This is a genomic window from Methanospirillum lacunae (assembly GCF_003173355.1).
GTDB lineage: Archaea > Halobacteriota > Methanomicrobia > Methanomicrobiales > Methanospirillaceae > Methanospirillum > Methanospirillum lacunae.
Genome location: NZ_QGMY01000014.1, coordinates 39,870 through 59,548 on the forward strand (window position 1 = coordinate 39,870; position 19,679 = coordinate 59,548).

Annotated in this window: 15 protein-coding genes; 8 read left to right on the forward strand and 7 right to left on the reverse strand. The window is 42.5% G+C overall.

The features are described 5' to 3' along the window. Positions 1 to 256: 256 nt before the first annotated feature. The 3 genes from DK846_RS18375 (at position 257) to DK846_RS14950 (ending at position 1,097) form a co-directional block, all read left to right on the forward strand. Complete coding sequence (locus tag DK846_RS18375; RefSeq protein ID WP_394339601.1) at positions 257 to 433, forward strand: PocR ligand-binding domain-containing protein; 177 nt, start codon at positions 257 to 259, stop codon at positions 431 to 433. Between the two features lie 300 nt (positions 434 to 733). Further along, positions 734 to 904: a hypothetical protein gene (locus DK846_RS17785; RefSeq protein WP_181391813.1), complete on the forward strand. Its 171-nt coding sequence runs from the start codon at positions 734 to 736 to the stop codon at positions 902 to 904. Beyond that, on the forward strand, positions 858 to 1,097 hold the full coding sequence (locus tag DK846_RS14950; protein WP_109969805.1) for an ATP-binding protein: 240 nt from the start codon (positions 858 to 860) through the stop codon (positions 1,095 to 1,097). The genes DK846_RS17785 and DK846_RS14950 overlap by 47 nt, the downstream gene beginning before the upstream one ends. 97 nt (positions 1,098 to 1,194) lie before the next feature. On the opposite strand, the gene DK846_RS14955 is transcribed toward DK846_RS14950, so the two are convergent. Continuing rightward, positions 1,195 to 3,300 (reverse strand): cation:proton antiporter, encoded by a 2,106-nt coding sequence (locus DK846_RS14955; protein WP_109969806.1) that lies wholly within the window; start codon positions 3,298 to 3,300, stop codon positions 1,195 to 1,197. A gap of 162 nt (positions 3,301 to 3,462) precedes the next feature. Here DK846_RS14955 and DK846_RS14960 point away from each other — a divergent pair, with 162 nt between their 5' ends. Continuing rightward, positions 3,463 to 5,070, forward strand: coding sequence for a S8 family serine peptidase (locus tag DK846_RS14960; protein ID WP_109969807.1), 1,608 nt, complete (start codon positions 3,463 to 3,465; stop codon positions 5,068 to 5,070). Between the two features lie 246 nt (positions 5,071 to 5,316). On the opposite strand, the gene DK846_RS14965 is transcribed toward DK846_RS14960, so the two are convergent. Genes DK846_RS14965 through DK846_RS14975 form a run of 3 tightly spaced genes read right to left on the reverse strand, consistent with a single transcriptional unit; the run spans position 5,317 to position 8,467 of the window. Next, positions 5,317 to 5,994 carry an ABC transporter ATP-binding protein gene (locus DK846_RS14965; protein ID WP_342769674.1) on the reverse strand — a complete coding sequence of 226 codons (678 nt, stop codon included), beginning with the start codon at positions 5,992 to 5,994 and terminating at the stop codon, positions 5,317 to 5,319. After that, positions 5,991 to 7,190: an ABC transporter permease gene (locus DK846_RS14970; RefSeq protein ID WP_109969808.1), complete on the reverse strand. Its 1,200-nt coding sequence runs from the start codon at positions 7,188 to 7,190 to the stop codon at positions 5,991 to 5,993. Before DK846_RS14970 ends, DK846_RS14965 begins: the two co-directional genes overlap by 4 nt. Further along, positions 7,187 to 8,467: a COG1361 S-layer family protein gene (locus DK846_RS14975; RefSeq protein WP_181391814.1), complete on the reverse strand. Its 1,281-nt coding sequence runs from the start codon at positions 8,465 to 8,467 to the stop codon at positions 7,187 to 7,189. Before DK846_RS14975 ends, DK846_RS14970 begins: the two co-directional genes overlap by 4 nt. An 81-nt stretch (positions 8,468 to 8,548) precedes the next feature. Here DK846_RS14975 and DK846_RS14980 point away from each other — a divergent pair, with 81 nt between their 5' ends. Beyond that, positions 8,549 to 9,124 (forward strand): TetR/AcrR family transcriptional regulator, encoded by a 576-nt coding sequence (locus DK846_RS14980; RefSeq protein WP_181391815.1) that lies wholly within the window; start codon positions 8,549 to 8,551, stop codon positions 9,122 to 9,124. 128 nt (positions 9,125 to 9,252) lie between these two features. Here the strand turns inward: DK846_RS14980 and DK846_RS14985 are convergent, their stop codons facing one another. Then, positions 9,253 to 10,638 (reverse strand): NAD(P)H-dependent oxidoreductase, encoded by a 1,386-nt coding sequence (locus DK846_RS14985; protein ID WP_181391816.1) that lies wholly within the window; start codon positions 10,636 to 10,638, stop codon positions 9,253 to 9,255. Position 10,639: 1 nt separating this feature from the next. Next, entirely contained in the window at positions 10,640 to 10,882 is a 243-nt protein-coding gene (locus tag DK846_RS14990; protein ID WP_109969812.1) for an AbrB/MazE/SpoVT family DNA-binding domain-containing protein, read from the reverse strand. 136 nt (positions 10,883 to 11,018) lie between these two features. On the opposite strand from DK846_RS14990, the gene DK846_RS14995 reads away from it, so the two are divergent. Next, positions 11,019 to 12,545 (forward strand): hypothetical protein, encoded by a 1,527-nt coding sequence (locus DK846_RS14995; RefSeq protein ID WP_109969813.1) that lies wholly within the window; start codon positions 11,019 to 11,021, stop codon positions 12,543 to 12,545. Between the two features lie 153 nt (positions 12,546 to 12,698). Continuing rightward, positions 12,699 to 14,141: a PAS domain-containing protein gene (locus DK846_RS15000; protein ID WP_109969814.1), complete on the forward strand. Its 1,443-nt coding sequence runs from the start codon at positions 12,699 to 12,701 to the stop codon at positions 14,139 to 14,141. A 68-nt stretch (positions 14,142 to 14,209) separates the two neighbouring features. Here the strand turns inward: DK846_RS15000 and DK846_RS15005 are convergent, their stop codons facing one another. Beyond that, complete coding sequence (locus DK846_RS15005; RefSeq protein ID WP_109969815.1) at positions 14,210 to 15,337, reverse strand: MarR family transcriptional regulator; 1,128 nt, start codon at positions 15,335 to 15,337, stop codon at positions 14,210 to 14,212. 139 nt (positions 15,338 to 15,476) lie between these two features. Between DK846_RS15005 and DK846_RS15010 the strand changes: the two genes are divergently transcribed. Beyond that, positions 15,477 to 19,679 (forward strand): PAS domain-containing protein, encoded by a 4,203-nt coding sequence (locus tag DK846_RS15010; protein ID WP_109969816.1) that lies wholly within the window; start codon positions 15,477 to 15,479, stop codon positions 19,677 to 19,679.

Genomic DNA, 19,679 nt, shown 5'->3' on the forward strand with positions numbered 1-19,679 from the left:
TTAACACCGAAAGTCGATGCTATTCTTTCTCCAGAGGGGGATATTGGGACTCTGAATCCTTCGGATATTATAAGCATACCCGAAATACAGCACCTGATGGACGATTTTTTATTCCCTCACAAAAATCGGGGTAGGGGTTATTGATGTCCTGATATCTCCTGGTAACAACCGGCTGGCAGTACATGTTCTACATTTCACCGGGTAAATCCACAAACCTGTACAGACTGTATTGAAAGTGATATACTCCTTTCAGAACGTGTTACCCTCCGGTACCTTCAGAAAGTACCGATGTAAGAATTATATGTGGGATATCGCCACACCAATCATGGCTGGTGGAGTCCATCTGGGTAATCTCTTCTTTGGACAGTCTCCCTTTGATGATGATACGATTGATTACGATTTTTTCCGAAAAATCCAGGGATTATTGATTTGATGAAATAGATTACATGAATGCTCTTGAACAGGTTCCACGATGGAGTAAGGAGACAGTCGATACGATCATGATATCCTGAACCAGGTATATATCTTCCAGTGGTTACTCGAACTATACCATGAAACATCAGATTTAGATGATATTCATGGATATATTAGCAAAGCGCAAAATTCGGGAAAGAAAACTGAATCCATAATTGGGTTTATCCGTATTTATGAAGATTTTGGAACTGTTTCTTCCGGATGGCTTCAAACCTTCCAGATGGTTAATGATGCAGTGTAGGAAGTGACTCCTGGAGATATGGTCGTAGAGAATCTTATTACTAAAAATATTGAGGTATACGGCGATCCCTTGATGAGAAAAGTCTATACAAATCTTATGGAAAATGCAATCAGGCACGGGGGAGCGATAGCCTTTATCAGATTTGATATTAGTCAGGACAAAAACCAGATTAATTATTTCCTGTATTGATGATAAAGTCGGAATTCCTCCAGATGAAAAAGGAAAATTTTTCCCATGGTACGGTAAGCACACAGGAGTAGGCCTCTTTCTCTCCAGAAAAATCCTGGCTATTACCGGCCTTTCAATCAGAGAAACCGGAAAGGAGAGAGAAGGTGCACGGTTTGAAATTGTCGTTCCCGAAGGAAAATATCGTTATATTTAGATAATTTGAGGTTAAAGTGGCATTAATGTTTGAATTAAAGCCAATCAAATTGTTCATTCGTTCTGATACTTGGTCATTATAATAGGACAGACGATTTTTATCGACACGACCTGACCAGTTCAACCCTGGCATTATTCTTCTCTTCAATCAAGCGATCGATATATCTGGTCAGAATCTTCTCATCCCCGACCCCGTCTTCAAGATGCTTGTGAAGCTCAGAGATCATCCCTGCTCCGGCTGTTCTCTCAGCTATGAACGCACTAATATCCTTGAGACAGGGTGATGTTCTGACCGAATCAGACTGCACGTATGCTCTGGCATCGCTCTCGATTCTTTTGTAAACAGAAAGAGTATCCGCGATATCTTCGGTTTTCAGACACACAACTCCTGCCAGTTCACGCAGATACCGGGTTGTTGCTGATGCTGCAACCACAAGTGCAATGGCAATGAAGACCCGGTTCAAATCACTCCTTCTGGTAAGAAACCGTGAAATCCTACTTTCGGGAGCGATACGGTTGATGTACTGTGTCAACCATCTCCTGAACCTGGCACCAGGTCCGACTTCACTCTTTCCCGGATGGTAATCTCCTGACTGGATCAGATCCTCCCTGGATGCTGCGTGAAACTGGAGTGCCGCATACACAGCAGGGAGGATTAACCCCTCATCATACATCAGTCTGTACTGTTTCTGCTCAAATCTGAGGGCTTCCAGCCAGAAGAGTCTGATAATTTCCTTCCGGTCAGGATGCTTCCTTATCTCACTCCAGAAATCTCGGATCTTCTCCATTCGGGATGCTGACATCTTCCTGTATTCCTTGATATATCTCATGCCAATATCATGATCGATGATATCGCTCATCGGTGAGTTCTGCAGGCTTTTCTCTCCTGACCGGCAGGTGACGAGATCGGTGTAAATTTCGTGAAACTGTTTTACGAGCCTTGTCTGGCCAAGACCAAGGTGATGGATCAGGGGACCGATTGTCAGGCCCTGGATGAGTATAGTAAACAGGACAACAGTTACAGAGAACTCAACGATTATGTCACGATACGGGAACGAGTACGGAAGAGAGAGTGAGAGGGCGATTGCTACCGCTCCCCGCAGACCTCCCCAGAAACTGATCACCTGGTACGAGAACGGAACTTTACGGGGAGTGAAGAGATTGTAAAAGCCGAATATGCCAAATACCGGGATAAGCCGTGCAAACGTAACCACTGCAACAAGGAGAATAACTCCGAGGATAGCTCCGCTCATGAACACGGAGAGATCCTGAAGTGATGCGATTGCTATTCCAACCAGGAGAAAAATCAGACTGTTAGCCAGAAATCCGATATACTCCCAGAACCGGTTGAGATCCTCCCTACGGTCCGGCCCGATCCAGTCAGAAGCAGCTCGTGCAGCAAGACATCCACAGACCACAACGGCAATCACCCCGGAAAATCCGAGGATATGATCACTAATGAGATACGAGAGATACGCTGCAACCAAAGTTGCTGTCTGGTGAATGTGGGAATGGAGGGGGGTGCGTTTGAGAACACTCCTAATCAGGTATCCGGTGACTGCCCCGACCAGAATTCCACCGACAAATGAGATCAGCACCGAACTTGCAAACTGCATTGAAGTCTGTGAAAGTGAGATCTTCTGATCAAGCAGCGATGCACCGATGAGAGCAAGAATCATTTGAAACATGACGATTGCAGCTGCATCGTTGAGAAGACTCTCTCCTTCAACCAGAATCTGAAGTCGTTTGGGCACTCCTATCTCCTTGAAGATGGAGATGACCGCTGCAGGATCGGTTGCCGAGATAAGGGCACCGAAGAGGAGGGCATAAAGGAGGGGCAGGGGAGAGAAGAGAAAGAGCAGTACACCGATAATGACTCCTGATACTATCACCCCGATGATGGCAAGCCCTAGCACAGGAAAGAGATTTCTGCTCAGTAGCCTCGTGTTCAGGGCAATTGCTGACTCAAAGATCAGGAGAGGGAGGAAGAGATAGAGGATAATATCTGTGCTTGGGACCATCCCCTCAAACGACTTGAGCGAGGAGACATGAGGGACGATAATTGATGAAAAGACATAGCCTGTGATAACAAGGCCTATGGTATAAGGCATTTTCAGATGTCGCAGGGTTATTGCAGTTATTATGGCGATGAGCAGGAGCGTAATGACGATTGTTTCATCGGCTATGAGCAGGTTTTGATTCATGGCCAGTGTATCCTAATGATTCTTTGATTTTCGGGAGTTATGAACTATAGGATTGAGTAATCAGAGAGAACGGAGTACTGACTTCAAGAGAATGATTATATCCGAGATATATAATTCATCATATAAACTAAAAACAACAACAATTGAAGTGTATTCGAGATTATGAAACCAAACTGGATCGCATATACAAATGTTCTTTTTATTTTTTTATTATTTATTCAATTTGCCATATGGCCCACAGCAGGAGTTCTTAATCAAACCGGAACCAGTAATATCAGCATTAACAACACTATACCAGCGAATACTACAAATTCCTCTTATGCATCAGATCGGGTAATCGTCAAGTACCGGAGTAATGTAATTTCTGCCCTTGGATCTGTTGAACCAGTATCAGAAAGTGTAAACAGCGCAATAGGAGCAAATATCATTAAAAATGATACTGAATTAGGTATTTCTGGACTTCAGGTAGTGGAGCTTTCAGGTAACAAATCAGTATCAGATGCAATTACCCAGTATGAACAGAATCCACTTATTGAATATGCTGAACCAGATTATATCGTTCATATAATCGATCCAGAGCCGGTAAACACGAATAATTTGAGTATATCCGCTCAGGAGGCTAGCTCAGGAGATAATTCTGTATCAAGCAGTATAATTCCAAATGATACCTATTTTTACCGGTTATATGGGATGCATAACACCGGACAGGCATTTTATGGTTCTTTGAGCGGAACAACAGACGATGATGTTGATGCACCTGAAGCATGGTCATATTCTACAGGATCATCAAATGTCATTGTAGCAGTGGTGGATACAGGAGTTCAGACAGATCACCCCGATCTTTCAGGAAATGTTCTTTCTGGATACAACTTTATTACTGATACTGCAGGACAGACCGATGATAATGGCCATGGAACCCATTGTGCAGGTACAATAGGAGCTATTGGAAACAATGGAAAAGGAGTTGCAGGAGTATGCTGGAATGTAACGATTCTGCCATGTAAATTCCTTGATTCTTCAGGCTATGGTTATACCAGCGATGCAATAGAGGCAATAAATTACGCAAAAGGAAAAGGTGCCTCAATTATATCAAATTCATGGGGAGGAGGTTCATATAGTTCATCTCTAAAGTATGCAATTGAAAATTCCGGTGCATTGGTTGTCTGTGCTGCAGGAAATGATGGAGTAAATACAGATTCCGATCCTCAATACCCTTCATGTTACGATTCCAGCAATATCGTTTCAGTTGCAGCAACCGACTGGAATGATAACTTGGCATACTTCTCTAATTATGGAAGTACTACAGTAGATGTCGCAGCCCCTGGAGACTATATCTACAGTACACTAAAAGGAAGTACATATTCCTTTAAATCAGGTACCTCAATGGCAACCCCCATGGTTTCGGGTATTGCTGCCCTGATGAAGTCAGCAAACTCCTCGCTAACTGTGTCACAGATGAAAACCACCATCATGAATACTGTAGATACCAGATCATCATTAACAGGTACATGCATTACCGGAGGGAGAGTTAATGCTTATCAGGCTGTAAAATCAGTATACACACCTTTACAAGCCAGGTTTTTTGGGATTCCCGGAACTGTAGTCAATCCATTATCCATACAGTTTCATGACGCATCTACAGGTGATCCAACCGGCTGGCTTTGGAATTTTGGAGATGGAAACAGTTCAACAAGTCAAAATCCATCACATACATATTATACACCTGGAAATTTTACGGTTCAACTGACGGTAAATAATTCAAGAGAGTGATGTAAACCTACATCAACTCGTATTGTTTCAATAAATATAGATATTGGGGAGTGTCTACCGTTCATTCTCTTATTCCCCATTAACTGATTATTCGTTCATATTGTATAATTGAACCTAATTATGGGATGATGCAAAACATTCTGGAACAATTCAGAACGTTTGCTTAAAACTATGAAGCGATTATAGATAGTACGTTCAGAATTAATCTCCGTTTCTCTTCGAATATTTCAAAAAAAATGTTATACACTATTCACTTTTTTTCTCAATTCTTCCGTCCCTGAACAGAATGATTCGGTCGAAAAATTCGGTGTGCCATGGTTCATGTGATACCATAACCACAGTCTGATTCTTCTCTTCGTTGAGATGCCTGAAAAGTTTGAGAATGGTTTGAGATGACTCAGTATCCAGGTTTGCACATGGTTCATCTGCAAACACAATCGCAGGACTGTTCATCAGTGAACGTGCTATAGCAACCCTTTGTTGCTGTCCGCCTGATAATTCCTTCCTGAGGTGATCGGCCCTGCCTCCGAGCCCGACGTCATCAACTAGCCCACCGGCTATCTCCATGACCTCATGATAGTCACGACCGAGACCAAGTCCCGGAATAGCCACATTTTCAAGCACTGTCAAGTCTTCAATAAGGGCATAATCCTGGAAGACATACCCCATCTGATCCAGACGAAAACGGGCCTTTTGTTCTGAAGTCATCAACGATGTCTCCTGTCCATTGATACATATCGTTCCTGAACTCGGGGTGTCAAGAAGGCCGACTTGGTGGAGAAACGTTGATTTTCCGCTCCCACTCGGCCCCATAATCCCGACGAATTCGCCCTTTTCAATTCCGGTAGATACACCTCGGAGTGCGTGGACCTGGACATTACCCATGTGGTATGTCTTTGTCAGGTCTCCAGTCTTGACGATCATCCATTCACCAACTCCAGAATATCGCGATTTGCCGTCCGGTACGCTGGAATCAGGCCAGCGACAATTGAAACAATTCCAAGAGCCAAGAACGACGGCAGGATTATCGTGAGATCCATCATCGGATACACGAAACCAGCCGGAAACTGAAGTGGTGAAGCCTTGAGATACTCCCTGATACAGGTAAAGATACAAAATCCAAGCAAGGCACCTGAACAAAAGATGAATAATACCTGGATCAGGTAATCCCTGATGATATCCCGCTCCGGAATTCCTACTGCCTTGAGAATTCCAATCTGTCTCCGCTGGTTGATCGTGTTGATATAGATAATGATGAAGATGACAATACTCGCGATAACAAGCGAGAAGACAACCATGATCATACTCAGAAGGTTGAAACTCTTGATCGCGTCTCCAATCATTCCTTCCCCCTTCTGAGCGCTGGTTTTCACTTTATCCCTTATGCCATACTCAAGCAACCGATTCTTTCCCTCATCAGGATCAGTTCCGGGCGTAAGGGAGACGAGGATTGTGGATGATCGATCGCTTTGACCAAGGACTTCAGTCATCTCTTTTCTGGTGATAAATGCCTGCGAATCAGTACTGAAGAACCCGGTTTCAAATACCCCGCTGACTGTCATCTTTTTGATAACACCGTTAACAAATGTCACATCCAGACTGTCACCGGTATGAACACCGCCAAGTGACTCCATCTTGTCTTTACTCTCGTCTTCGTGTCCTGCAAGAATGCTTCCCATCAGAATGGTGTCAGTGTCCCCGTCTGAAAGATACCGCCCTTCTGTCATCTTTCCTACAAGGTTGATCACCTCCCGGTCATCTGTCGGAATGATGGCAACAATCCCGCGTGAAAGAGTCCGGGTATCAGATTCAAGAGAAGTACTGACCGATGCACGTGAACTTGCAGCAGCAACACCCGGGATTTTTTTTATCATCCTGATCTTCTCATGGGTATCAGCAATGAACGTGTTATCATCATCGGGATCAATGACAAGGTTTCCATACTGGTAATCTGTAACCTGTTTTGTGTATGCACTGGTAATCCCACCAACCAGTGATGGAAGAAAGACCATGAGTACAAACGACATGGCTACGACCAGAATGGTTAACACGAGAGTTCCCTTGTTTCCCCGTCTGATGGCCCGGGATGCCAGGTAGAAGGGTATGGACACCTTCTTCATTCAGTGTTCCTCTTGCGTTTCCACAGGAAAACCACGCCACCGAGAATAATGATGATCCCCAGGACAGGAAGAACCGGGAAGTCAGGTTTTTTTGATACCGTGATCTCTATTGTATCATTGAGTACATCAGTACTATTCCTGGTGTAGATAGAGATAGGAACCGGGATATCACCGGCTGGTGCATGCTGAATGTAAAAAACCGCAGGTGCATCATTATCCGGCTCTATCTTTCCAACAAATGCCTCTTTTGTTCCATTAAGTCCTGTCTCAATCCTGGCCCTTACCCCATCCGCATCACCGGTTCCTGTATTTTCAATCCTGACGATCAGGCTAAACTGGGCACCTTCCTGGACTCTTACCGGATCGGTGGATACTGTAGATATTGATAACTCATGTTCTCCGGTAACCCTGACAGGAATCTCCTCTTTCTGCTCAATGATACGGCCGGATGCAGTGTTAAACCTGATATGACATTGAACCGGATGAATTCCTTCGGTTACCTCCCTGCTTGTCAGTATGGTAATATCAACAGGGATCTCATCTCCCGGACCAAGCCTGCCAATGTGAATGGAACCAGGACTTGCAAGTGATACCTCCCTGCTTTCTGAACTTAAATTCAGAATGACCTCATTAGCCGCAGTCTCACCGGTGTTCTTGATGACTAATTTTCCTGTCAGTTTCTGGCCTGGCACAACATGGTCAGGGAGAACTTTGTTGATGATCAGAGCCGGACTCTTTTGTACGAGCCGGTCATCGTTGACATTTACCGGTATCGGATATTTCAGGCTCCGCCCTCCCTGCGTAGCGATATGGAGTTCTGGGAAGTAGATCCCGGTCTTCTGTGGAGCTTTAACGAGGAAAGTGAGCGGGATAGACTGCCCGGGCCCAACTTCACCAACCCGCCGATAGTCACCTGATATAACCTCAAGACCGTTTCCAAAGAGTTCAACATCATCGATATAGGCATTGATCTCTTTGGTTTCTGTGACTGATTCCATCGTTTCACTCCCGGTTTTTAATGTTGTAGAGGCGGCTTTCGCGGTGTTGGAGACGGTAGCCGTGATAAGTGCAGATCCCCCGGGCATGATTACCTCGGGCTGAACCTGGTATCCCGTAATAACAATGGTAGGTTCACTGGCCAAGCAGAATCCACAGAATAATGAGAGGAATAGCAGGCAGATGAATATTGAAGCTGGTCCTGTTCTTATGAACCGTGTTCTGGTTTTATGCAGGAATCTCCCGGAGCCCTGGATCTGTTCTGACACGCGTGTCAACATAAATGACACATGTGTCAGCATCATACATATACATTACTGACACCCGTGTCATTATTACATTCAGAATATAAATTACTGGGTATGCCACGGGTTTTGCCCGACTATAAGGAAGAGTCACGAAAACAGATACTCCAGATCGCAACACGTCTCATACTCGAAAAGGGATACAAAAATGTGAATATGGGTGATATCGCTGCCGAGGCTGGTATGTCACGCCCGACATTGTACCTTTACTTCAAAGATAAAAAGGACCTGCTTATGGCAACATTGCAGAATCTAATCGAGGAGGTGGGCAACGCTCTTGAATCATCTCTGGCTTCAAGTGATACATCACCTGATGGCGGATTTTTTGATCATGTTCACGAATTGTATGGAGATAAATTTACCATTTTTTTGGAGATCTTCAATGCTACCGGCATTGATCCCGACCTGTTTCACGAGATAGGCAGACTTCACGAGAGGATACTGGAGCGGATGGCAATCCATATTGAAAAACGGATTCCGGCTTGCAAGGATAAAATGGATCCCTATATTGTTTCAAATGCTCTTCTTGCACTGTTTATCGGGCTCCAGTTCAGGAGAAAAGTCGGGCTTCCCCAGGATCAGGTGAGGGAGTCATGGAACACAGTGCTCCACGCCCTGATCGGTGATACATGAAAGATTCAACCAGACTGGATTTGAACGGGTATATTCCGGCCTATCAGCCCATATCCTGTAAATCCGGGCAATCTTTCCTTTCTGACTGATACCTTCACAAAGGGGATGTTTCAGGTTAATTCCAAGTATTAGGGGCGCTGAGCCTCTTTCAGCACCTTACTCTCGGAAAAGATCCTGGCATAAGATTGGACCATATGTTTTGACATCATCGGTTTCACTTTCTTCTGAACCGGCCCAAAGCCCATCATCAGAGAGAAGAAGAATCGCGATAATCGCTTCCTGTATTGATACTGGGGGAAATCATAGAGACCATGTTTTTTGTAGTACCGGTGATCTGCTCTGAAGATTGGTCTCAGATCTCCCCATACGGCATCCCTGAGCACGATATGCCCAGCAACCGCGGGAAACATTGGGGGTTTTTTATAGCCATCAAGTGAGGCCTGTACTGCCCGTTCTACTACTGACCTGATGCATTCATCGATAAAATCCGGATTCTTAGGTTCATCTGTGATGATATCTACGAGGTTACCTCCGCCAAGAAGACTGGTAAGGTTCTCTCTGAGCCCCGGAACCCTGGCAAGCGGGCCTTCGACCATGAGTACCTGTTGTTTATTTTCAAACCTGGGAACATGCCCAAGGAAAAAACTCCGGTCAAAGAACTGCTTCCAGGAAGCCGAGAGATAGCGATCCCTGACAGATCCGGCATAGATAATGATGTCTGCCTGCTCAACCTGGCTCTTCCAGAATGAACAGAATCCGTCAGAGTACACGCAATGATTATCAAATGCACACTGACAACAACCCAGGCATCCACCTTTCATCCCGGTTTCATTAAGGTGTACGGACTTTGCATCAGGAAATGCACAAGTCATTTGCCTGACCATTGCCTCAAGATTTGATCCCGGTCCTGCATCATGGAGGATCAACACCTGTTTCCCATGGGTTTCAACAGGGCTGATGGTGCCAGGAGTATATTTTGCCGATCCAGTAGGAAGTGGAGGGTACGCTGGAAGCTCCGGTCTCTTCTCATTGCAGGCCGAGAGAATATCCATACCAAAAAGTACCAGTTGATGTTGGTTCTTCTCTTCAAAAAGATCGTTCATCGCTGCAGAAAACGAACCTGCATAATTCATTCCAAGATCTTCGCTGATTCCCTGGAGATACTCGTGGACCTTCTGATCAAAGAAGTGGACAGAGGTACTGAGAGAAGCTGCATATTTTCCTGCAAACAGATCCCGGGTATTTCGCTCTAACAGGAGCTCGATAAACCGTTTATACTGGGCGGGGACATGCTGGAAGTACACCGGTGTAGCCCAGAGGATCAAATCTGCACTCCTGATGGCTGAACAGATCTCTTCCCACTCCTCTGGTTTCTTCTCAATTGCGACTATCTTTCTACTGATGTGACGAGTGACAAAGGAATGATCAGGATTTGCCAGTTCAAGAAACCTGACATACTGCATGGTGACACTCGTTTCTCCTTTCGGACTTCCGTTCAGAACACATATCTGCATATTACTCCCCCTCATCGGTTTTTTCTTCGAACATCTGCAACATCTTTGCTGCAAGTGCACGAAATTTATCGGCTTTTACAAGAGCAATGCCACGCTTCTCATCACCAAGAACCATCAGGGTATCTCCGGGACTAATCCCGAATAATTCCCGTGCATTCTTTGGAATGACAATCTGGCCACGCTCTCCAACTTTTACTGTTCCGAAGATGTGTTTTCCATCTCCACAACTCTCATCTTCATACATCTGAATTGTTCAACTCACAGATCACACTATTCATACCAGTGTGATTTGTATGAATATAATGAAATCCCCTGCCAACACCCGTGAACCAAACACCCATCAGGTCAGTCATTAATAAAATAATCACGAAACATTTCGTATGAAGCACCTGTTCTCGTTTCAGATATTGACAGTTATCATTCTCATCATCTGTTTTCTGCCGGCGGTATGTGCAGTGGCAGATGCCACTGACGACACACCACAATCACTGGTGATTACCCAGCCGAGCGATAATGAGACGAATTTTGGAGAGAAGCGTGACTTCTATGTGTATGGCGTTTTCCCAGACCGCCTAGAATATCCGGGAGATATCAGAATTGAAGTGATGAAAGGTGACAATGCTGATGGAGAGCGGGTACGTCTCCTTGAGAGTCATGTTGATCCCAGTTCAGGTACAACTCCCATGAGTTCGATAGAAACGAATTATTCTGAAGGGCTGGACTGGGGCAACAAAATGGTCGCAGACCTGGTGAAAGAACCCGGGGGGTTGTATGATCCTTCCAATAAACTTGTTGTGACCAACGATTACTATCTGGGCATGATTCTTGGAGGAGTTACCAAAGACTTTGATACAACATACCGTGACAATAACGGAGATCCTCTGGAAGATCTCACTGCTGGAAATTACACCATTAAAGTAACAGGTCTTTCAGGAAACCTTTCAGGGCAGACTGTGGAAAAGAATATCACATTTGGTCTGACTGATTCATTGTTCGGGACAGATCGTCCTCCGGTTAACCTGCAGAACAGAATATCGTATGCAGGGATTCACCATCTCAGGATCGATCGTGACTGGTTCCCGGGATATTTCCTGTTTCCAGGGTATAATAACACCGGGTATTCTATTCCAAAACGATGGAACCCGAACAATGCGATTGAATCCATCAATGATCAGAATGGAACGGTAATTGATACACCAGTAGTGGCCAACAATTCACTGATTCTCTATAACATTAATGAGAAGAGCACAACATACGGAGTAGAACTATCTACAATACTCAAATACGGACTCGAAGACAACAGGAATACGACATTTTTATTATATGATATCGGTGAGCCATACCTCACCTATATTGATTCAGGTACCGGAACGAGGGTGAATGTAACCGGAACCCTCACATCATTCCAGGAGGGTAATAGGATGGCATTTACCAGGGCAGAAATGTATCAGTCAGACTTCCCAGAGCATGAAAATACCTTTGATCCATGGAACAACACAACTCTCATGCAGGTTGACTATAACCTCTCCGATGGAATAACGGTTCCTTCAGGTGATGTTTTTATGCTGTATGGGGTGACAAAGCCGATTCAGTCTTCAGTCAACGAAACAAACATCCCACACAGGTACACAATCAACAACCGGATTGCACATGTAACATATCTGATCCGCGATGAAGACGGAAATGATGTATATAACTCAACCCGGAGTGTAAATCTTTCGCGGTTATTTAACCAGGGATCTTCTGATCGGTTCAACTCAATCTTCGAGTTCGGTCATGAGTTCAGGATGACAGATAAACCAGGACGGTATACGATCATTTCACAAGGGATTGATCTGGCAGGAAAGCCGGTAGAGGGAGCTGAAAATACAATTACGGTTACTGTTCAAAGAACTGATAAAATCTAAAATATTCATAGGTCACCCATTATATTGTAAATACTAAACGTTCTGTATAACCCGGAACGTTTACTTACTATTATAATTACATAATTGGTCTGTAGATACATATACAGACACATGAGATTGTCATTAAGAAATAATAAATTCTGGATTTAACCGATGAAATTTGTTAAAGTATCAATTATTCTTGTTACATGTATAATTCTTATCGTTACCGGGATGACCATCATCTCACTTGTGTATAATCAGCCAATACCACGCTCTGATATCAGTTCAACCCTCTCCAAAACTCAATATCTTACACCAATAGAAGAAGATAAGGAGTGGACAGTACATGTCCCGGTTCCATCAATAATGAATAAGGAATTATTATTTATCATTAGTACCATTTTCGGATTCCTCATTATATGCGTCATTGTCATTTTAATCAGGAATTACAAATATTCTGAAGCGTTAAAAGAAAAAATAGCCACAATATCAAGAGAACTTGAAATTAATCAGCAGGATCAGGCTGAATTAACCACAAAAAAAATCGAGGTTGAAGTTGCATATGAGGAACTGACTGCTATCGAGAATGAAATGCGAAGTAATTTTTCATTACTTGAGAAAAAACAAGCTGAACTGGAGATCGCCCAAAAACAATATCATGATGTTGTGGAAGATCAAACTGAACTGATATGCCGGTATAAACCAAATGGCGAACTAATATTTGCAAACCAGGCGTTTTGTAAGTATTTCAGGATTGATTCCAATAATTACAAAGGAATTAAAGTTAAGGAAATGATCTCTCAATCAGAACGTAAAACTCGTTCTGACCACTATGCATCGATAACAAAGGAATACCCGGTAAAGACTACAATACACAAGTCTTTGCTTCCAGGCGAGCAGTTCAGATGGCAGGAATGGGCAGACCGTGCCATATTCAATGAACAAGATGAAATTATTGAATACCAGTCAGTAGGGAGAGATATTACCGAACGGGTAATAATGAATGAAAAACTTCTCCAAACGAGGTATTCTCTCGATCATATGAATGATCTCATGATCTGGTGCAGGAATGATGGAACGATCATTGATACCAATTCAGCGGTAACCAGTCTTCTGGGGTTTTCCCAGACCGAACTCATCTCTATGAATATAATGGAGATAATGTGTGCAGATTGTAATCTGGATATGAAGCAATTCGGTGAACAGGTCCTCACACAGGGTGGAGAAGGGTCTTTTGAAAAGGAATTACTGGCAAAAGATCAGACCCGGATTATTGTGGAGGTCTTCATGAGTTCCTTTAAATATCGTGGTCATACGTTGTTTCTCCTCTGTGCACGGGACATAAGGGCAAAAAAAACTGATGAAGCGTTAATAAGGCAGGCATTTACACAGATTGAAAAAAATATTGAATATTTTTCAATCCTGAACGACCAGATACGCAACCCGTTAACCATCCTTTTAACATTATCCTCTGATCTAGATAATGACCAATTTGTAGAGTTTGAAAAACATATTCACAAAATTGATGAAATTGTGGATAAGTTAGACAAAGGCCTTATGGAATCTGAGAAGGTAAGATCCTTTTTAAGAAAACATTACTGGGAGGAGGAGTAAACCGGTATCTCATCATATATTGAAGATGCGTAACTGAGGTATCCAGGCACAGAATCGGAGAATGAAGACTAATGAAAAAAGTTAAACTTTTCTTTAAGTGTATAGTTTTCCTGGATTAATTCTTCAAGAATTGTGAACATTATCTCCTGTTTTTGAACTAATTCAGATTGTAATAATTTAAAATCGGTAATATCCTGGAACACGGTAAAAACCCTGGACAGATCTGATATATCGTTTTTAATTACCTTTGATTGGATCAAAAAATACTGGCTTTTTCCTCCGCGATTATTCACAAATATCTCATACCGATGAGATGGTATTTTATTATACATAGAGAGAATAACCATTCTTAGAGCATCGTAACTATCTTGCGATAAATATGGGATCAAATCCATTTTAACTGACAAAGGCATATTCATCGCTTTTTGATAATATATTCTACTCAATGCATTTGTGCGTAATATTTGTATACAAGAAATGCATTCAATCAACATATCGGGATTATTCTGTAAGTACAGGTTCAGATCCAAAACTCCGTTTCTTGTTAAATTATCCAGATATTCCTTTACTTTTGACCAGTCCTCCTCGTTGATTGCAACCGGAGCAAACTCAAACAAAGAACGGAATCGCTCTTCACTTGCAAGAAGTTGTTTTTTTAAATTTACCTTTTCTGTAATATCGACAGCACAAATGACGGTTGACATGAACCCAGGTTTAAAAGGAATACTCATTATTGATACTTCATAATACCTTTCAATTCCACGAACATCATACGATAATTCAATTTTTGAAATATTCTGATAATCAAATTTTTTTAGACCCTCAATTACGGGATGGGACGAAAATAGTTCCAATTTGAGATCATCAACCCGTTCACCAATAATCGGATGATCGAGAAGATTGCATAATTTCTGAGCTGATTTATTAATATACTGGATTCGCCATTTATCATTGATAACAAGTATCAGATCTGAACAGACATCAATAAGATTATTGGTTGATAGTGTATTGTTCAAAAAGTATCGCTTTGAATTTCCTATCTCTAATTTTCTTACCTGTCCAAGAATCTCCATACGGTCCAATCGTCTGCTAACAGTATGGCGGTCCAATCCGCATATTTGTGCTATCTCCTTGATCATGAGTGCCCGGTGTTGACCATAGAGTGACTTGATGATAAGGTCTTCAGCATGGTCCATGTTGATTTCCAAGAATGGTAATATTTATTTGTAGGGGTAGGGGTAACCGCATTCAATCAATACTTATAGAAAAAACCAGAGAGGTCAATTAACTTTCATTTTATCTGTTCAGCCCAGAGAGAATGAATGCGGTGAAACTATGAGTATATCAGCCCTTCCTGCAACCTCGAAAGAACTAGAGTCTCTTCAGACATTATACGACTCTATACCCTTTGCAGTATTTGTTATTGGATCAAACGGACTTTTTATTGATTGTAACAAGACAGCACTCAGCATATTTTGTGCATCCAGCCGTGATAACCTTATTGGGAAGCCTCCAGGAGTATTGTCGCCTCAAAAACAACGAAATGGTAATGATTCAGAGACAGAAGCAAAGAAACATATTCAAGATGCACACCAATCTGGATTAGCCAATTTTTATTTTGATCATCAGACCCTTGATGGCAAGATATTTCCAGCAAAAGTAATCTTGAGCAAAATTGCCTATGTTGGTGAAGAATGTCTCTTAGCAACTATTGCAGATATAAGTGGTCAGGTGAGAGTGGAAGAAAACCAGGCTCTTATCGATGAAAATCCATATGCCTTGATCAAATTAAATCCTGATCTTACCATTGCAGATGTCAACCCAGCCTTTTTGCAGATTACTGGGTACAAGAGAGAGGAATGGATTGGAAGATCAGCAGGTGACTTCAATGTTCTCAAGAGAGAGGGTCCAACTCCTCTTGATGCAATCAAAGCCAAGTCAACATTGAAAGGTAATTATGTTGCAGATTTCCCAAATGGTATCACTTCAATGGAGTATTCATATATTCCAATATTTGATGCGGATGGAGCAATATTATATATTTATGCAATTTTTGCTGACAGGACCAAATTGGACTCGAAAATTAATGAGTCAAATACCCTCATAAAAGAAAACCCTGCTGCAATATTGTCTCTTGATTTGAATGGAAGAATACAGGCATATAACCAGGCATTCTTAGATTTTTCACATATATCTCAGGAAAAAATCCTCTTAATGAATGTCAAAGAGTTTAAAATACTTGAGAGGGTAGGCCAGTCAATATCAGAGGTAATTTCTTCAGGAAAACCTTCCAAAGGGAAAATGGTGGTTGACTTCGATTGGAGTGTACGAATTCTTGACTTTACCTACATACCAGTGTTTGATGCAAGAGATGAAGTTACCGGACTCATAGGGATGTTTGTAGATGTGACTGACCAGGACAGTCGAATGAATGAGATGGATTCATTTCTTAGTGAGAATCCTCACGCTATTATGACTCTCAACCCAGACATGGCAGTCATGGATGTAAATCCAGCGTTTTGTAAGATATCCGGATATTCACATGACCAGGCAATTCGAATGCAGCATAAAGAATTCAAATCTACAGATCGCGTAGGTGCAACTGCTGCAGATGCCATTAACAATAAGAAAGCCATGGGCGGGAAGATTACGTGCCTCTTTCCGGCAGGAATCAGACATCTGGAATATACCTACATTCCAATATTTGACAAAGCAGGAAGAGTCACAAAGGTCTTCGATATTTTTGCGGACGTCACATCACTTGTAGAAAAAATCAACGAATCAGAGAGTCTGATAAAAGCGAATCCGGCGTCGATTCTGACAGTTGAACCAAATGGAAAGATCCTATCCGTTAATCCATCATTTATTGCAATCTCACATTTGTCAGAGGAAAAACTTCTCTCAATGAAGTTACAGGAGTTTAACATTATCAGTCGGGAGGGTCTGCCATTATCTGAAATTTTAAGTAAAAAAGAAATATCTAAAGGGATGCTGGTGGTTGATTTTGGATGGAGTGTAAGAACCCTTGATTTTACATATATTCCTGTCCGTGATGCAAATGAAACCGTGACCAGTCTGGTAGCGATGTATATTGACGTCACAGAGCAAGTTTCCCGCCTGGATGAGATGGAATCCTTTCTTGGCGAGAATCCTCATGCGATTATGACACTTAGTCCGGAAATGGCAGTGTTGGATGTAAACCCTGCATTTTGTAATATATCAGGGTTTTCTCATGGCCAGGCAACCCGGATGCAGCACAAAGAATTCAAATCTACTGATCGCGTAGGTGCAACTGCTGCAGATGCCATAAACAATAAAAAAGCCATGGGCGGAAAGATTACATGCCTCTTTCCCGCTGGAATCAGACATTTGGAATATACCTACATTCCAATATTTGACAAAGCTGGAAGGGTCACCAAAGTCTTTGATATTTTTGCAGACGTCACATCTCTGATTGAGAAAATTACTGAATCTAATTCCCTGATTAAAGAAAATCCTGCATCCATCATGTCTCTGGATATACAAGGGAATATTCTATCAGTAAACAAGGCATTCCTTGAGGTATCTCACATATCTGAAGAGAAGTTGCTCACAATGAATGGGCGAGATTTGAACTGTATAAAAAGAGATGGTCCCTCCATTTCCGAAGTCGTATCTTCCAAACAGGCATCTAAAGGGAGAATGATAGTTGACTTTGAATGGGCCGTAAAAACTCTTGACTATACGTATATCCCGGTTCTAGATGCCAATGATGCTGTGACAAGCATTGTTGCGATGTATATCGACGTATCAGACCAGGTAGCATATGTAAATGAAATAGAGTCTTTCATACGGGAAAATCCTCATGCTATTATGATGATGGACACGGATATGCGAATAACTGAGACAAATCCTGCGTGCTCAAAGATGCTTGGATATAGTCATGAAGAGATCACCCGGATGAAACTATCCGATCTAAAGGTTATCGAACGTGAAGGTCAGACCATAAGGGATGCTTTACAAACAAAACAACCGGTAAGAGGAAGAGTTATTTCTGATACACCTGCAGGGATCAGGCATCTCGACTATGTATACATCCCAATTATGGATCAAAAGGGCACGGTAATCCGGTTCATCGAAATATTCTCTGATATGACCGCAATACGATCACTGGTACAGTACCTGAATAAGTCGGTCGAGGGGGTCCAAAGCAATATTAGTTCTCTTGCAAAAGGGGATACAACATTTAATGTAAAAATCCTTGATGCAGATGAGTACTCATCATCTGCAAGAGAAGAGTTTGTAAAAATTGGAAAGGCCATAGATACTGCCCGCAAAGCCATTACTCATCTTGTTGAGGATTCAAACGCTATTGCAAATGCTGCGATAGCCGGGGATCTCAAATTTAGATCTGATTCTTCAGTTCATGAGGGTAGTTACAGAGAAATCATTGAAGGAATGAATAAGACCCTTGATTCCATAAACGTTCCAATTATTGAATCGATGAATGTTGCTAGTAATTATGCAAAATACAACTTTACTGCACACTTCGATCCAAAGATAGAGATAAAAGGTGACTGGATTCAGTTTAAAACAGAATTAAATAATATTGGCATTCAGATTTCAGAAGCGATATCACTCATCAACAAGAGTGTAAGTGACCTGGCATCAAGTGCAGAAGAAGCTAATGCAAGTATTGAGGAAGTTCTGGCCGGAGCACATCAGATTGCTGCAAATACCGGAAAGGTCAGCCAGAATGCTGATCAGGGAGGTGACGGAATTGTGCAGGTTCTGAAAGCAATGGAAGATCTCAATGAGACTGTGGCGGCAGTTTCACAAAAAACCGAATCTGTGTCAGCAGCGTCTAATGAGACAAATTCACTTGCAAAAGGGGGAATCACTCTTGCAAAGCAGTCTGAAAAGGCAATGGGAGATATTACAACTTCAACAAATGAAGTTGATTCTATTGTAAACGGAATTAATTCCCAGATGGATGAAATAGGAAAAATCGTTCGTTTAATTTCAGATATTGCAAATCAGACAAATTTACTCGCTCTCAATGCAGCTATTGAAGCGGCACGTGCTGGTGAAGCTGGAAGAGGGTTTGCTGTTGTTGCAGCAGAAGTCAAATCTCTTGCCCAGGATTCACGTAAATCTGCGGAAAACATTGCAGATATGATCGCAACTCTCCAGACGAAAGCAAACCAGGCAACACAGGCTATGGGAAAATCGACAACTGCAGTAAAAGAAGGAAGTTCAGCGTTAGAGCAGACTTTGACCGCATTCAATAAAATTGCCGATACCATTGAAGAGATTAACCAGAATATTGTTGAGGTGGCATCTGCATCTGAAGAACAGGCTGCTTCGGTTGAAGAGGTTACCGCCAGCATCCAGGAGGTTGCAAACCTTGTGCAAAATACTTCACGTGAAGCCGGGGATGCTGCAGCAGCGACAGAAGAGGCAAGTGCATCTATTGATGAGGTTGGCAGAATCATGGGAGGGGTTGTCCGGATTGTTGAAAATATCTCTGGCGAGATGACGAAATTCAAGGTAGCCTGA

Excerpts from the sequence above, each read along its gene's own strand:
- DK846_RS17785 (WP_181391813.1), top strand. The coding sequence starts at position 734 with ATGGTCGTAGAGAATCTTATTACTAAAAATATTGAGGTATACGGCGAT.
- DK846_RS14955 (WP_109969806.1), bottom strand. The coding sequence starts at position 3,300 with ATGAATCAAAACCTGCTCATAGCCGATGAAACAATCGTCATTACGCTC.
- DK846_RS14960 (WP_109969807.1), top strand. The coding sequence starts at position 3,463 with ATGAAACCAAACTGGATCGCATATACAAATGTTCTTTTTATTTTTTTA.
- DK846_RS14965 (WP_342769674.1), bottom strand. The coding sequence starts at position 5,994 with ATGATCGTCAAGACTGGAGACCTGACAAAGACATACCACATGGGTAAT.
- DK846_RS14970 (WP_109969808.1), bottom strand. The coding sequence starts at position 7,190 with ATGAAGAAGGTGTCCATACCCTTCTACCTGGCATCCCGGGCCATCAGA.
- DK846_RS14975 (WP_181391814.1), bottom strand. The coding sequence starts at position 8,467 with ATGTTGACACGCGTGTCAGAACAGATCCAGGGCTCCGGGAGATTCCTG.
- DK846_RS14980 (WP_181391815.1), top strand. The coding sequence starts at position 8,549 with ATGCCACGGGTTTTGCCCGACTATAAGGAAGAGTCACGAAAACAGATA.
- DK846_RS14985 (WP_181391816.1), bottom strand. The coding sequence starts at position 10,638 with ATGCAGATATGTGTTCTGAACGGAAGTCCGAAAGGAGAAACGAGTGTC.
- DK846_RS14990 (WP_109969812.1), bottom strand. The coding sequence starts at position 10,882 with ATGTATGAAGATGAGAGTTGTGGAGATGGAAAACACATCTTCGGAACA.
- DK846_RS14995 (WP_109969813.1), top strand. The coding sequence starts at position 11,019 with ATGAAGCACCTGTTCTCGTTTCAGATATTGACAGTTATCATTCTCATC.
- DK846_RS15000 (WP_109969814.1), top strand. The coding sequence starts at position 12,699 with ATGAAATTTGTTAAAGTATCAATTATTCTTGTTACATGTATAATTCTT.
- DK846_RS15005 (WP_109969815.1), bottom strand. The coding sequence starts at position 15,337 with ATGGACCATGCTGAAGACCTTATCATCAAGTCACTCTATGGTCAACAC.
- DK846_RS15010 (WP_109969816.1), top strand. The coding sequence starts at position 15,477 with ATGAGTATATCAGCCCTTCCTGCAACCTCGAAAGAACTAGAGTCTCTT.